We start from the raw sequence: 12,875 nt of genomic DNA, 5'->3' as shown, positions 1-12,875 counted from the left end.
TTCCGGGTAGGCGGAATCAAGAAACAAGGGGACGTTCATGGCCGAACCGGGATTCCTTAGCTTGACGCTCATAGGGGCGCTCGTCTTCGGCTATTTTCTTGGCTCCATTCCATTTGGTTTGATCCTGACCCGGCTTGCGGGATTGGGCGACGTCCGGTCCATCGGCTCGGGCAATATCGGCGCGACGAACGTGCTGCGTACCGGTAACAAGAAGCTTGCCGCTGCGACGCTGATTTTTGACATGCTGAAAGGTACGGTCGCCGTTCTCGTCGCTTCACGCTACGGCCCGGACGCCGCTATTGGCGCAGGCTTCGGTGCCTTTATCGGGCATCTCTTTCCAGTATGGATCGGCTTCAAGGGTGGCAAAGGCGTCGCCACCTATCTGGGCGTCCTCATCGGGCTTGCATGGCCCGGAGCATTGGTCTTCGCTGCCGTCTGGATCGTGACGGCGCTTTTGACGCGCTATTCCTCCCTTGCGGCACTTATCGCCAGCATCGTTGTTCCCATTGCGCTCTATTCGCGGGGGTATCCAGCAATCGCAGTGCTCTTTGCGATCATGACGGTCATCGTTATCTTCAAGCATAAGGCCAACATTACGCGCCTCTTAAACGGCACCGAGAGCAAGATCGGAGCCAAGGGATGAAGGAAAGCGCGAATTCGAAAACTGGAATTCGCCTCTCTGATCGCCAGCGGCTTAACTGGCTACGCCTCATCCGAACCGACAATATCGGCCCTGTCACCTTTCGCGATCTGATTCTGTTTTGTGGCTCAGCATCAAGCGCGATAGAAATGCTACCTGATCTCAATATCAGAGGCGGCAGTGCCCGTCCGATCCGCGTTGCGTCCATGGACGACGCTGAGCGCGAGCTTGAAGCTATTGAACGCGCCGGTGCCCGTCTTGTCGGCATGGGCGAACCGGATTATCCACAGCAACTCAAGAATTGTGAGGCTCCGCCCCCTTTGGTTACGATCAAGGGGAATGCAGCCATTTTCAGCAAGCCACCCATCGCTATTGTCGGTTCACGTAATGCTTCGGTGATTGGCGCACGTTTTACCGAGCGTCTGGCACATGATCTTGGCGAGGCAGGATTTGCTGTGATTTCCGGACTTGCCCGCGGCATTGATGCCGCTGCGCACCGCGCAAGCATGAAAACCGGTACCGTAGCAGTACTTGCAGGTGGACTTGACTGCCCCTATCCGCCGGAAAACCTTCCACTCTATCACGCCATACCAGAACAAGGTGGCGCGCTCATAAGCGAAATGCCAATGGGCGCAGAGCCACGCTCGCGTGATTTTCCACGCCGCAATCGGATTATTGCAGGCTTGTCGCTGGGTTTGATCGTCGTCGAAGCAGCAGAGCGTTCCGGCTCGCTTATCAGCGCGCGTATGGCCGGGGACATGGGACGCACCGTGTTCGCTGTTCCTGGCTCTCCGCTTGATCCTCGTGCGCGCGGCACAAATCTGCTTCTGAAACAAGGTGCGACACTGGTTACCGAAGCAAACGATGTCATTGAAGCACTCCGGCCGCTGGCCGGTCCAAACGCCTATCAGGCGAATATACCAGCACAGCCCGATCTTTTATCTCCAGCGTTGGAAGAACCGGAATCGCTCCAACCGTTCGCAACGGAAGAGCAAAGAGACATCGTTATCGATGCGCTCGGTCCTGTACCGACCGACATTGACACCCTCGTTCGTCACACGGGTATGGATACTGGAGCTGTTCAGCTCATTCTGCTGGAACTGGACTTGGCAGGGCGGCTCCATCGATATGCCGGCAATCAGGTGGCATTGGTTCCGATGGAGTGACGACTGTTACGACCCGGCCTCATTGTGAAGCGCTTCCCGAGCCTCAATGAGAGCTATTTCGATCATATAAGCCAGCAACACATAATTCGTACTTTTCGCCATCAAACTGAGCTGTTCAAGCATCTGCTCTATATATGCTACCGTCTCGGAGCGAGTCGCGGTTTCCATATCCTCACCGTCTTCCATCTCTGGAAAACTCGCCGTATCATCCATACCTATCTCCTCGAGAGATAAACTCGATTTCTTCATACCCTATGCTACTATTGGTTTCATTCAACTTAACAGCAATCTTAAGTTGTATTTCGTGATTTTTGTTGTCCTGCTCTTGACCAAACGCTGCCCGCTGTTCATGTGAAGGCAACGAATTTCACGCGGAGAGGAGGTATTTTATCTCCATGGGGCGCGAATCTGGGCTGCTTTAAATGAACGTCGTCGTTGTCGAATCGCCTGCCAAGGCTAAAACCATCAATAAATATCTGGGCTCGAACTATAAGGTTCTGGCCTCGTTCGGTCATGTGCGGGACTTGCCAGCCAAGGATGGCTCGGTTCGTCCCGACGAAGACTTTGCAATGTCGTGGGAGGTGGATAGCAATTCCTCCAAACGCCTTGCCGATATTGTCAAAGCGCTGAAAGACAGCGATGGCATCATTCTCGCAACCGATCCGGATCGCGAAGGTGAAGCCATTTCCTGGCATGTGCTTGAAGTGCTCAACCAGAAAAAGGCGCTCAAGGGCAAGACAGTCAAACGTGTGGCTTTCAATGCCATCACCAAGAAGGCTGTTCTGGATGCCATCGCCAATCCGCGCGACATCGATGAACCTCTGGTCGATGCATATCTTGCACGCCGTGCACTGGATTATCTTGTCGGCTTCACGCTTTCGCCAGTTCTGTGGCGCAAACTGCCGGGCGCGCGCTCGGCTGGCCGCGTTCAGTCAGTGGCGCTGCGTCTCGTTGCAGATCGCGAATCCGAGATCGAACGCTTCATCCGTGAGGAATACTGGAATATCGCGGCGTTGTTGAAAACGCCGCGCAATGACGGTTTCACCGCCCGTCTCACTGCCGTTGACGGCAAGAAGCTCGGCAAACTCGATATCAAGAATGGTGAACAGGCAACGGCCATTCGCACCATGCTGGAAGGCGCAAGCTTCAAGGCTCTTTCTGTCGAGGCAAAGCCAACCAAGCGCAATCCGGGGCCGCCATTCACCACGTCAACCTTGCAGCAGGCCGCATCCGGCCAGCTCGGATTTTCTGCCTCGCGCACCATGCAAGTGGCGCAGCGACTTTACGAAGGTGTCGATATTGGCGGCGAGACTGCCGGCCTGATCACCTATATGCGTACCGATGGCGTGCAGATAGCTCCAGAAGCCATCAATGCGGCCCGTGACGCCATCGGCAAAAGCTTCGGCGCAAAATATGTGCCGGAAAAGCCGCGCTATTATTCCAGCAAGGCAAAGAACGCACAGGAAGCGCACGAAGCCATCCGGCCAACGGATTTCTCGCGTCACCCGAAGGATGTGCGTCGCTATCTCGATGACGATCAGGCGCGGCTCTATGAGCTCATCTGGAAGCGCGCCATCGCCAGCCAGATGCAGGCTGCCGACATTGAGCGTACAACCGTCGACATTGAGGCGGTCAACAGTTCGCGCTCGGCCATGCTGCGCGCCAATGGGTCTGTCACTAAGTTCGATGGCTTCCTCGCAGCCTATATGGATCATCGCGAAGAAGAGGACGACGACGAGGATAGTGCAAAGCTGCCGGAAATTCGTTCCGGTGAAGCTCTGGCGCGCGAGAAGATCGATGCGACCCAGCATTCGACCGAACCGCCGCCGCGCTATTCGGAAGCTTCGCTCATCAAGAAGATGGAAGAACTCGGTATCGGTCGTCCTTCGACCTATGCCGCGACTCTGGCCACGCTGCGTGATCGCGAATACATCACCATCGACAAGCGCAAGCTCATTCCGGAACCCAAGGGTCGTCTGGTCACCGCCTTCCTCGAAAGTTTTTTCGAGCGCTATGTGGAATATGATTTCACGGCAGACCTTGAGGAAAAGCTCGATCTTATTTCGGACGGCAAGCTTTCCTGGAAAGACGTTTTGCGCGATTTCTGGCGCGACTTCTCGGGTAATGTCGATGACATCAAGGAATTGCGCGTCACCAATGTTCTCGACGCACTGAACGAAGAACTGGCGCCGCTGGTGTTCCCGGCACGAGAAGACGGTAGCGATCCGCGTTCGTGCCCGACCTGCGGCACAGGAATGCTGTCGTTGAAGCTTGGGAAATACGGTGCATTCGTCGGCTGCTCCAACTATCCCGAATGCAAGTATACCCGCCAGCTCGGCGGAGACGCCAACGGCGAATCTGCTGCTGCGGACGAACCGAAATCGCTCGGCAAGGACCCATTCACCGGTGAGGAAATCACTGCACGGACCGGTCGTTTCGGCCCCTATGTCCAACGTGGCGAGGGCAAGGAAGCAAAGCGCGCCAGCCTTCCGAAAGGCTGGACCGTCGACACGCTCGACCATGAAAAAGCCGTTGCGCTTCTGTCACTGCCGCGCGACATCGGGCAGCATCCAGAAACCGGCAAGATGATCTCCGCTGGTATCGGTCGCTACGGGCCTTACGTCAGCCATGACGGCACGTTCGCCAACCTGGAGAATGCCGAAGAGGTCTTCTCCGTCGGCCTCAATCGCGCCGTGTCGGTTCTGGCCGACAAACAGTCGAAGGGTGGCGGTCGTGGCCGCTCCACGCCGGCTGCATTGGCGACACTTGGCGACCATCCTGACGGTGGTTCGATCACTGTTCGCGACGGTCGCTATGGGCCTTATGTCAACTGGGGCAAAGTCAACGCCACTTTGCCGAAGGGCAAGGACCCGGCAAGTGTCACGCTGGAAGAAGCGTTGGCTCTGATTACGGAAAAGGCCGGGTCTTCCAAGAGTAAAAAAACCCCTGCCCGCAAGGCTTCAGCCAGCACTGAAAAGAAAGCTGCTGCAAAAAAGCCCGCGGCCAAGAAGGCACCAGCAAAAGCCAAGTCGACAGCCAAGCCGAAAGCCAAATCCAAGGCCGAGACGGTAGAGGAGTAGCAATTGGCACGCCGTTTTTCCAAATCCGATACCGGTCGATCCGCACGGACCGAACGGCGTGCAGCCAAAGCAAAATCTGCCGATGGGAACAGCGATCCCAATGCGTTTCTGCCAACCCGCGAAGAGGTTCTCAAATATATTGAAGAGAATCCTGACCGGGCAGGCAAGCGCGAACTGGCAAAAGCATTCAACATCAAGGGCGATGCGCGGGTTTATCTGAAAGATCTTCTACGCGAACTTTCTGATGAGGGTCTGGTTGAAAAACGCGCCCGCAAACTGTCTCGCCCTGGCGCACTACCTGCCGTTACTGTGCTTGATATTACAGGACGCGACGAGGATGGCAGCTTGCTCGCACGTCCGTCGGAATGGGACGAGGCCGGTTACGGCAAACCACCTATTGTCCTGATCCGCCGCACCCGATTGAATAAAGCTTCGGAAGGCGGTCCCGCAGTGGGCGTCGGGGATCGCGTTCTGGCGAAAATATTCCGCAGTGAAGATCGCGACGGACCGGATTATACCGCCCGCGTCATGAAGCGTCTCGAGCACCGCACGAACGCGGTGCTGGGTATTGTTCGCAAGCTCGGCAACGGTGAATGGCGGTTGGACCCGGTAAACAGAAAACAGCCTGAGGTGCAGCTCGATCCGGCACAGCTGGAAAATGCTGAAGCCGGTGATCTTGTTGAAGTGGACCTGATTTCCTCGCGTCGTCAGGGATTGCCGCGCGGCAAAGTTCGACAGGTGGTTGGGTCTATCGATAGCGAAAAAGCCCTGTCGATGATTGCCATCCATGAGCATGAAATTCCGCATGTTTTCCCGGCTGAAGCGCTGAGCGAAGCAGAAGCCGCCCAGCCTGCGACGATGGACGGTCGGGAAGACTGGCGCGACATTCCGCTTCTCACCATTGATCCGGCTGACGCCAAAGATCATGACGACGCCGTTTACGCCGAGCCGGACAAGGATCCTGAGAATCCGGGCGGCCAGATTGTCATCGTGGCTATCGCTGACGTCGCCGCCTATGTCCGTCCAGATTCCGCGCTTGATCGTGAAGCACAGAAGCGCGGTAACTCGGTCTATTTCCCGGACAGGGTCGTGCCGATGCTTCCCGAACGGATTTCAAACAATCTTTGCTCGCTGCGCGAACTGGAAGATCGCCCTGCCCTTGCGGTCCGTATGATCTTTGCGGCTGACGGGCGCAAGAAATCGCACAAGTTCCATCGCATCATGATGAAATCGGCGGTTAAGCTTGCCTATTCGCAAGCCCAGGCTGCCATTGACGGCGCGCCGGATGACAAGACCACGCCCATTCTCGACGGCATACTAAAACCGCTGTGGGGCGCCTATGCTGTGCTGAAGCGTGGGCGCGATGCTCGCGAACCGCTGGAACTCGATTTACCGGAAAAGAAAATCCTGCTCACGCCCGATGGCAAGGTAGACAAGGTTATCGTTCCTGAACGGCTCGATGCACACAAGCTTATCGAAGAGTTCATGATTCAGGCGAATGTCGCTGCTGCAGAAACATTGGAAGCGCACCGTCAGCCGTTGATTTTCCGCATTCATGATGCTCCGGCTCTTGCCAAACAGGAAACCCTACGTGAATTCCTGCGTACGCTTGATCTGAGTCTTGCCAAAGGCGCGGAGCTGCAACCCGCGCAGTTCAACCGGATTCTTGAAGCCGTTGAAGGCTCGGATCATCAAGAACTGGTCAATCAGGTCGTGCTGCGCACACAAAGCCAAGCGGAATATAACCCTGATAATATCGGACATTTCGGCCTGCATTTGAGCCGCTATGCGCATTTCACCTCGCCGATCCGCCGTTATGCCGATCTCATCGTTCACCGCGCTCTGATCAAGGCCCTGAACCTTGGAAGTGACGGACTAACGACAGAGGAGGAAGCGCATCTCGAAGAAATCTCCGCGCTCATCTCCTCGACCGAACGTCGCGCCATGCTGGCCGAGCGTGAAACTGTTGACCGTCTCATTGCACATTTTCTCGCCGCACATCTTGGAGACGAATATGAAGGGCGCGTGACGGGCGTAACGCGGGCCGGTCTTTTCGTGAACCTTGCGACATATGGCGCGGATGGGCTGGTACCCATTTCAACTTTAGGTCATGAATACTATTTATATGACGAAGCGAACCATGCGATTGCCGGTGAACGGAGCGGTAAAGGCTTCCGGCTTGGTGATACAGTGACGGTTCGGCTTGTAGAAGCGCTCCCCGTTGCGGGCGCGCTTCGCTTTGAGATGGTTTCGGAACCGCATCCCCTGCCGATGGCGACCCGCTCGCATCATAAGGCAAGCCGGACGATGCGTGGGCGAAGGGGTAAACCCGCGGGTATTCCGCGTCAGAAGAGAAGAGGTCGCTGATGAGCACGCTAGAGGCCAATTCCGCGCAAAATGTTCAGGTTTTCGGTGGCGAAAGCCCCAAGGCCGCTCACCCGAAACGCCCTTTGGGTGAAGCTATGTGGCGCGGCTTTCGCGGACGTTGCCCGCATTGTGGTGAAGGAAAGCTTTTCCGGTCGTTTGTGAAGCCAGTGGCGCAGTGTTCCGTGTGTGGCGAAGACTACACGGAACAACGTGCCGACGACCTTCCTGCATACCTCACCATTCTGATCGTGGGGCACGTGGTTGTAGGCGCTTTCATGGGTGTGGAAGCAACCACCAATCTGCCACTCTGGGCTCATATGGCGATCTGGGGACCGTTGACTGTGATCATGTCGCTGCTGCTGCTTCAACCTATGAAGGGAGCGACCATCGGCCTGCAATGGGCGCTCTACATGCATGGTTTCGGAGGTAAGGGCGAAGGTGAATATGGCGACGTGACCTGAAGGTCACCATGACTGCCATGGTTCAGCCCCCGTCCACTTCAACTAAAGCCGTGAAAGCTTTGCGACCGCGTGATGCCGCATCCCTTTTGCTTGTCGACCGGTCGGGCAGCAAGCCGCGAATTCTCATGGGCAGACGCCACGCCAGCCTCGCCTTTATGCCCGGAAAGTTTGTTTTTCCGGGTGGTCGTGCCGATCCTGTAGACGGCGCTATCGCTGCCGCGGCTGAACTGAATAGTAATGATGTTGCCAAGCTGCTCGCAGGCATGGGGGCTCGTGCATCGATGCGTCGCGCCCGTGCACTCGGCCTATGTGCCATTCGCGAAACCTTTGAAGAGACTGGCCTTCGCATCGGGCAAGCGATCTCAGCACCGGTTGCTTTGCCCACACATCACGACTGGTCGACCTTCCTCGATAAAGGCATGATGCCGGCTTTGGACAGCCTGCGCTATTTTGCTCGCGCGGTAACGCCCCCGGACTATGTTCGCCGTTTCGACACCCGTTTTTTTATCGCATTTCGCGATCATATACCGGAGCTCGATCAGCAGCCACTCGTTCCCAGTGGCGAACTGGAAGACCTCGATTGGGTTTCCATTGATCAAATCGATACACTCGACGTCGCTCATATTACTCAGGCGATCTTGAAAGAAGCGCGCGTGCTTCTAACGGATACCGAATTTGAACTGCCAGCCACCTTGCCGGTGGTACAATATTGGAAGCGGCATGGCCGCTTCATTCGCGAAGTGATCTGAACCCGATGAATAAAGAAATCCAACCCGCCGATCTTGTCCCGCAAGAACCTGGCGGCAGGCCGGCTGAGGGCCAGATGCACTGGCGTTCGCTTGCAGCAGCCATTGCCACGATCAGTGCAGTTGGTGCAGCAATTGGGCTGGGCATTCCGCTGTTGAGCGTTCTTCTGGAAAGCCGCGGTCATTCCGCCAGTCTGATAGGCGCTAACACTGCCGTGGCAGGACTGGCATCCATCGTTGCGGCTCCCCTTGCCGCCCCCATCGCCGCACGACTGGGTGTGGTCAAGGCGATCTTCCTTATGCTCATCATCGGAAGCGGAGCCTTTCTCGGCTTCCACTTCTTTCAACCGCTCTGGGCGTGGTTTGCGCTGCGCATCGTCCTGCATTTCGCGTTGACCGTGCTTTTCGTTTTGTCCGAGTACTGGATCAACGCCTCCGCACCACCTGAAAAGCGCGGGCTCGTGCTTGGAATCTATTCAACATCACTTTCGCTGGGCTTTGCGCTCGGACCGTGGTTGTTCTCGAAAATCGGGAGCACGGGCGGACTGCCTTTCTATGTCGGCTTCGTCATCATCCTGATCGCCCTCATACCGGTTGCATTCGCATGGCGCGACAGTCCCGATTTCGAAGAAGGCGAACACGTACCGTTCCTACCCTTCATCTTTGCCGTTCCGACTGCAACCATGGCTGTCTTTGTTTTCGGCGCTGTGGAAACGGGCGGCTTTGCCCTCTTTCCAGTCTTCGGAGCGCGTATCGGTTATCCGGAAGCAGACGCAGCACTTCTGCTTACGATGATCGGCCTCGGCAATGTGTTGATGCAGATTCCATTAGGCCTTGTCAGCGATCGCATTTCGGATCGCCGCAAACTTCTGCTCTTCTGCGCCACGACGGGCCTGATCGGTATGATCGCCCTGCCCTATCTCATGCAGCACTGGTATCTCATGGCAGCCATTCTGTTCCTGTGGGGTGGTGTAGTGGCTGGTCTCTATACGATCGGCCTCGCGCATCTCGGCTCCGAGCTGACGGGACGTGAGCTGGCATCCGCCAATGCCGCTTTCGTGTTCTGTTATGCCATCGGCATGCTTGCAGGACCGCAAGCCGTTGGTGTCGGTATGGACATGCTGGGACCAAAAGGATTCCCCATGACTCTCGGTGTGTTTTTTGCCGCATATGCACTCTTTGCAGCAGGAAGGCTGCTTTTGAGGAAGAAGCGGGCTTGACTTTTCGCCGCCAATACGTAGTGTCGCGCCAAATTTCCGCTGCCGGATGAGATTACCGGAATCGCTGGAGGTTTCCATCCATTGAGCATGATCCCGAGAATTGGGAACCGATTTTCGGCAAGATCATGCTCCGGCAAAGATACAGAGCAGGTAATTCGATATGGCCAAGGCTACGACGATCAAGATCAAGCTTTTGTCGACCGCTGACACCGGCTTCTTCTACGTAACGAAGAAGAACAGCCGCACGATGACGGAAAAGATGACAAAGACCAAGTACGACCCGATTGCGCGCAAGCACGTCGAGTTCAAGGAAACGAAGATCAAGTAATTCGTTTTCGGTCGTCATCGACAAGATGATTGAAATAAAAAGCCGTCTCTTTCGAGACGGCTTTTTTGTTTCCAGCTTCGTGGATTCTTCAGGCTGCCGAAGAGACAATGCGGTTGCGACCACCTTTCTTTGCCTGATAGAGCGCAGCATCTGTCCTCGAGAAAAGAGCGTCAGCGCTATCCCCCATCAGCCTCAGCCCTGCAACACCCATACTGATGGTCAAGTTGACCTTGTGTTTGCCGTTGGCAACCGCAAAGGGCGTGTCTGACACAGCAATCCGGATTCGCTCGGCAACAGCCTTCGCAGCCTCCACATCGCTATCCGGCAGAACGACGACAAACTCCTCCCCGCCGTAGCGACACATGAGATCCATCCCACGAATATTCTTGCGCAGGCGCGTCGCAAATTCGCGAAGAACATCGTCACCAGCATCATGCCCGTACTGGTCGTTGATCCGTTTGAAGTGATCGAAGTCGAGCATGATGACTGACAATGGCCGCTCGCGCCCCATGGCGCGGGTCAGCAGGACAGGCATATGTGTATCGAGATAGCGGCGGTTGTGCAGCCCTGTGAGACTATCCGTCACCGCCATGGTGATCGTACGGTTCAGGCTCTGCCGCAGTAAATCGTTATAACACTTCCGTTTGATCTGGGTTCGCAAGCGCGCAAACAGCTCCAGCTTCTCAAGCGGACGCATCAGATAGTCATTTACGCCAAGCTCCAGCGCACGCACCACGAGCGCGCCCTCATCTTCCCGAACAACGAGAATGATCGGCACCAGCCTTGTGCGTTCAATGGTTCGCAACTGCGAACAAAGGCGCAGCGGATCGTAATAAGTGAAGTTGGCTGAAACAACGATACTGTCGTAATCCGTATCTATCGCCCGGATCAAAGCCGTGTTGGCATCGCTGGCCACATCGACACGATAGGTCTCTCCAAGAATGAGACGAAGGCGTGCAGCCGCCAGTTCGTCCTCATCAACTATGAGAATGCGGGCGACCTCATCCTTATCGGCATAATTCCCGCCCATCTTGCTTGCCAGCAGCGTTTCCACTTCCGCGTCCGCAACCGTGCCCGTTCGCTGGAAAAGCTCATCAGAGACCAGTTTCAGCCGCGCCAGGCTCTTCACACGCGACAATAACTGAAGATCGCTGACGGGCTTTGACAGAAAGTCGTCGGCGCCAGCTTCAAGGCCGCGAATCTTGTCATCGACACCATCGAGCGACGTCACCATCACAACAGGAATATTGGACGTACGTGGATCATCTTTCAATCGACGACACACTTCAAAACCGTCCATCTCCGGCATCAATATATCTAGAAGAACGACGTCAATCTGGCCGCCCAGACAAAGCTCAATGGCTTCAGGACCGCTATAAGCCGTAATAACCTCATAATATTCGGAGAGGAGCCTTGCCTCGAGGAGCTTTACATTGGAATCCACATCGTCAACGACGAGAATTCGTGCAGTCATGATGCCCCTCGCCCTGATTTCCGCTAAGCGTCGCCCAAATAGGATTTGATTGTCTCTATGAAGCGCGGCACCGATATCGGCTTGGATATATAGGCTTCACAGCCGCCCTGCCGAATACGCTCCTCGTCGCCCTTCATTGCAAAAGCCGTCACGGCAATAACCGGAATGTGCCGCAACTCGTCATCGTCTTTCAGCCATTTTGTGACTTCCAGTCCCGACACCTCGGGAAGCTGTATGTCCATGAGAATCAGATCAGGTCGATGTTCGCGCGCAAGATCGAGCGCCTCAAGCCCGTTTCTCGTCCGGATGGTCTCATATCCGCTGGCTTCGATAAGATCGCGAAACAACTTCATATTGAGTTCGTTGTCTTCGACAATCATCACGCTTTTCGGCATCGAAAATTCCTTGGTCTTATTCCCTGCAGCAACCCGGCATTTGCTCGATTTTCTTATCCGCCAGAGAGTCCCCACTTCTTAGACTGCGGGTAGTTTAACCTCATTTCATTGATGAAAGGCAAATAATTCCATTGTTCCTCGACTGAGCGACCGTTACACATTCGGCAAAGCAACAGAAAAAGCGGAGAAACCACATGAAAACGCTGATGAGCCAGGCGGATGCGGAAGCGATCGCCATTGAAGCGTTGGCGTGGTTGGCTCAGGACAAGGACCTGCTGCCTCGCTTCCTCGCCCTGACAGGCATTGAAGCTGCGTCGATCCGGCAGGCAGCACGTGAACCTGGCTTTCTGGCGGGGATATTACAATTTTTTCTGACACATGAGCCGACGCTGCTGCGCTACTGCGAAGAGGCCGGCCGTGATCCGGCAACAATTGAGAAAGCCTTGTCATATCTGCCCGGCGGGCTGAACCAGCACCTTTAGAAAAGACTTCGATCCGCAAATTAAAAGCCCGACACTGCCGGGCTTTTTGCTAACTATTCAGCAGCAGGATTTGCTGCAGAAACCTGGGCTTCATTCGAAACCGACAATACGTTCAACTCGTGCTGCTTGCCATCGCGTGCCGTCCAGGAAATCGACTGGCCGGGTGCAAGGCCGATCAGCGCAGTACCGATAGGCGTGAGAATCGAAATTTTGCCCTGCGCGATATCCGCTTCGCCCGGATATACCAGAGTCACCCGACGCTCCTGCCCGTCATTGGAGCGAAACTCCACAGTAGAGCCCATGTGAATCACATTCTGCGGCAAACGCTTCGCAGGAACGACTTTCGCGCGGTCAAGTTCAACCATCAACTCCTCGGCGATCTCCTCGAGACGTTCCGAAACGTTTGTGGCCAGCCCCATCAGACGTTCATAGTCGATTTCGCTAACAACGATATTGGGCTTCTTGCGATTCTTTCCGCTCATGGCGAGTGCTCACTGCTGTTGAAAGGTAATAAGT

General features: G+C 55.5%; 13 protein-coding genes. 9 read left to right on the top strand and 4 right to left on the bottom strand.

The annotated features are described in order from the left end of the window. Window positions 1-37 precede the first annotated feature (37 nt). Window positions 38-643: a glycerol-3-phosphate 1-O-acyltransferase PlsY gene (gene plsY, locus KWJ32_RS02755; RefSeq protein ID WP_010658867.1), complete on the top strand. Its 606-nt coding sequence runs from the start codon at window positions 38-40 to the stop codon at window positions 641-643. After that, window positions 640-1,806, top strand: a complete 1,167-nt coding sequence (gene dprA, locus KWJ32_RS02750; protein ID WP_012093051.1) for a DNA-processing protein DprA — start codon at window positions 640-642, stop codon at window positions 1,804-1,806. The genes plsY and dprA overlap by 4 nt, the downstream gene beginning before the upstream one ends. 6 nt (window positions 1,807-1,812) lie before the next feature. Here dprA and KWJ32_RS02745 read toward each other — a convergent pair whose 3' ends face one another. Further along, a complete protein-coding gene (locus KWJ32_RS02745; protein WP_040128683.1) occupies window positions 1,813-2,019 on the bottom strand; it encodes a hypothetical protein in 207 nt (68 codons plus the stop codon). Window positions 2,020-2,228: 209 nt separating this feature from the next. On the opposite strand from KWJ32_RS02745, the gene topA reads away from it, so the two are divergent. From topA to rpmG, 6 genes are all read left to right on the top strand, one after another. Next, window positions 2,229-4,886, top strand: coding sequence for a type I DNA topoisomerase (topA, locus tag KWJ32_RS02740; protein ID WP_012093053.1), 2,658 nt, complete (start codon window positions 2,229-2,231; stop codon window positions 4,884-4,886). 3 nt (window positions 4,887-4,889) lie between these two features. Further along, a complete protein-coding gene (gene rnr / locus KWJ32_RS02735; protein WP_012093054.1) occupies window positions 4,890-7,253 on the top strand; it encodes a ribonuclease R in 2,364 nt (787 codons plus the stop codon). Continuing rightward, window positions 7,253-7,714 (top strand): DUF983 domain-containing protein, encoded by a 462-nt coding sequence (locus KWJ32_RS02730; RefSeq protein WP_010658872.1) that lies wholly within the window; start codon window positions 7,253-7,255, stop codon window positions 7,712-7,714. Before rnr ends, KWJ32_RS02730 begins: the two co-directional genes overlap by 1 nt. Window positions 7,715-7,722: 8 nt before the next feature. Continuing rightward, complete coding sequence (locus KWJ32_RS02725) at window positions 7,723-8,463, top strand: NUDIX hydrolase (protein ID WP_012093055.1); 741 nt, start codon at window positions 7,723-7,725, stop codon at window positions 8,461-8,463. A 74-nt stretch (window positions 8,464-8,537) separates the two neighbouring features. Then, window positions 8,538-9,680 (top strand): MFS transporter, encoded by a 1,143-nt coding sequence (locus KWJ32_RS02720; RefSeq protein WP_010658874.1) that lies wholly within the window; start codon window positions 8,538-8,540, stop codon window positions 9,678-9,680. 160 nt (window positions 9,681-9,840) lie between these two features. After that, window positions 9,841-10,008 (top strand): 50S ribosomal protein L33, encoded by a 168-nt coding sequence (gene rpmG / locus KWJ32_RS02715; protein ID WP_002966024.1) that lies wholly within the window; start codon window positions 9,841-9,843, stop codon window positions 10,006-10,008. An 88-nt stretch (window positions 10,009-10,096) separates the two neighbouring features. Here rpmG and KWJ32_RS02710 read toward each other — a convergent pair whose 3' ends face one another. Both KWJ32_RS02710 and KWJ32_RS02705 read right to left on the bottom strand, forming a co-directional pair. Next, entirely contained in the window at window positions 10,097-11,482 is a 1,386-nt protein-coding gene (locus KWJ32_RS02710) for a PleD family two-component system response regulator (protein ID WP_012093056.1), read from the bottom strand. Window positions 11,483-11,505: 23 nt separating this feature from the next. Next, window positions 11,506-11,877 carry a response regulator gene (locus tag KWJ32_RS02705; protein WP_010658876.1) on the bottom strand — a complete coding sequence of 124 codons (372 nt, stop codon included), beginning with the start codon at window positions 11,875-11,877 and terminating at the stop codon, window positions 11,506-11,508. 194 nt (window positions 11,878-12,071) lie between these two features. Here KWJ32_RS02705 and KWJ32_RS02700 point away from each other — a divergent pair, with 194 nt between their 5' ends. Next, window positions 12,072-12,359, top strand: a complete 288-nt coding sequence (locus KWJ32_RS02700; protein ID WP_012093057.1) for a DUF3572 domain-containing protein — start codon at window positions 12,072-12,074, stop codon at window positions 12,357-12,359. A gap of 53 nt (window positions 12,360-12,412) precedes the next feature. Here KWJ32_RS02700 and rnk read toward each other — a convergent pair whose 3' ends face one another. Beyond that, window positions 12,413-12,841 (bottom strand): nucleoside diphosphate kinase regulator, encoded by a 429-nt coding sequence (rnk, locus tag KWJ32_RS02695; RefSeq protein ID WP_012093058.1) that lies wholly within the window; start codon window positions 12,839-12,841, stop codon window positions 12,413-12,415. Window positions 12,842-12,875: the final 34 nt, after the last annotated feature.

Source organism: Ochrobactrum sp. BTU2, assembly GCF_024539785.1.
Classification (GTDB): Bacteria; Pseudomonadota; Alphaproteobacteria; order Rhizobiales; family Rhizobiaceae; genus Brucella; species Brucella anthropi.
This window is presented reverse-complemented; position numbering and strand designations above follow the sequence as displayed.

What these genes read in the sequence shown, in the direction of transcription:
- KWJ32_RS02700 (WP_012093057.1), top strand. Translation starts at nt 12,072, where the DNA reads ATGAAAACGCTGATGAGCCAGGCGGATGCGGAAGCGATCGCCATTGAA.
- rpmG (WP_002966024.1), top strand. Translation starts at nt 9,841, where the DNA reads ATGGCCAAGGCTACGACGATCAAGATCAAGCTTTTGTCGACCGCTGAC.
- plsY (WP_010658867.1), top strand. Translation starts at nt 38, where the DNA reads ATGGCCGAACCGGGATTCCTTAGCTTGACGCTCATAGGGGCGCTCGTC.
- KWJ32_RS02720 (WP_010658874.1), top strand. Translation starts at nt 8,538, where the DNA reads ATGCACTGGCGTTCGCTTGCAGCAGCCATTGCCACGATCAGTGCAGTT.
- dprA (WP_012093051.1), top strand. Translation starts at nt 640, where the DNA reads ATGAAGGAAAGCGCGAATTCGAAAACTGGAATTCGCCTCTCTGATCGC.
- KWJ32_RS02705 (WP_010658876.1), bottom strand. Translation starts at nt 11,877, where the DNA reads ATGCCGAAAAGCGTGATGATTGTCGAAGACAACGAACTCAATATGAAG.
- KWJ32_RS02745 (WP_040128683.1), bottom strand. Translation starts at nt 2,019, where the DNA reads ATGGATGATACGGCGAGTTTTCCAGAGATGGAAGACGGTGAGGATATG.
- KWJ32_RS02710 (WP_012093056.1), bottom strand. Translation starts at nt 11,482, where the DNA reads ATGACTGCACGAATTCTCGTCGTTGACGATGTGGATTCCAATGTAAAG.
- topA (WP_012093053.1), top strand. Translation starts at nt 2,229, where the DNA reads ATGAACGTCGTCGTTGTCGAATCGCCTGCCAAGGCTAAAACCATCAAT.
- KWJ32_RS02725 (WP_012093055.1), top strand. Translation starts at nt 7,723, where the DNA reads ATGACTGCCATGGTTCAGCCCCCGTCCACTTCAACTAAAGCCGTGAAA.
- KWJ32_RS02730 (WP_010658872.1), top strand. Translation starts at nt 7,253, where the DNA reads ATGAGCACGCTAGAGGCCAATTCCGCGCAAAATGTTCAGGTTTTCGGT.
- rnk (WP_012093058.1), bottom strand. Translation starts at nt 12,841, where the DNA reads ATGAGCGGAAAGAATCGCAAGAAGCCCAATATCGTTGTTAGCGAAATC.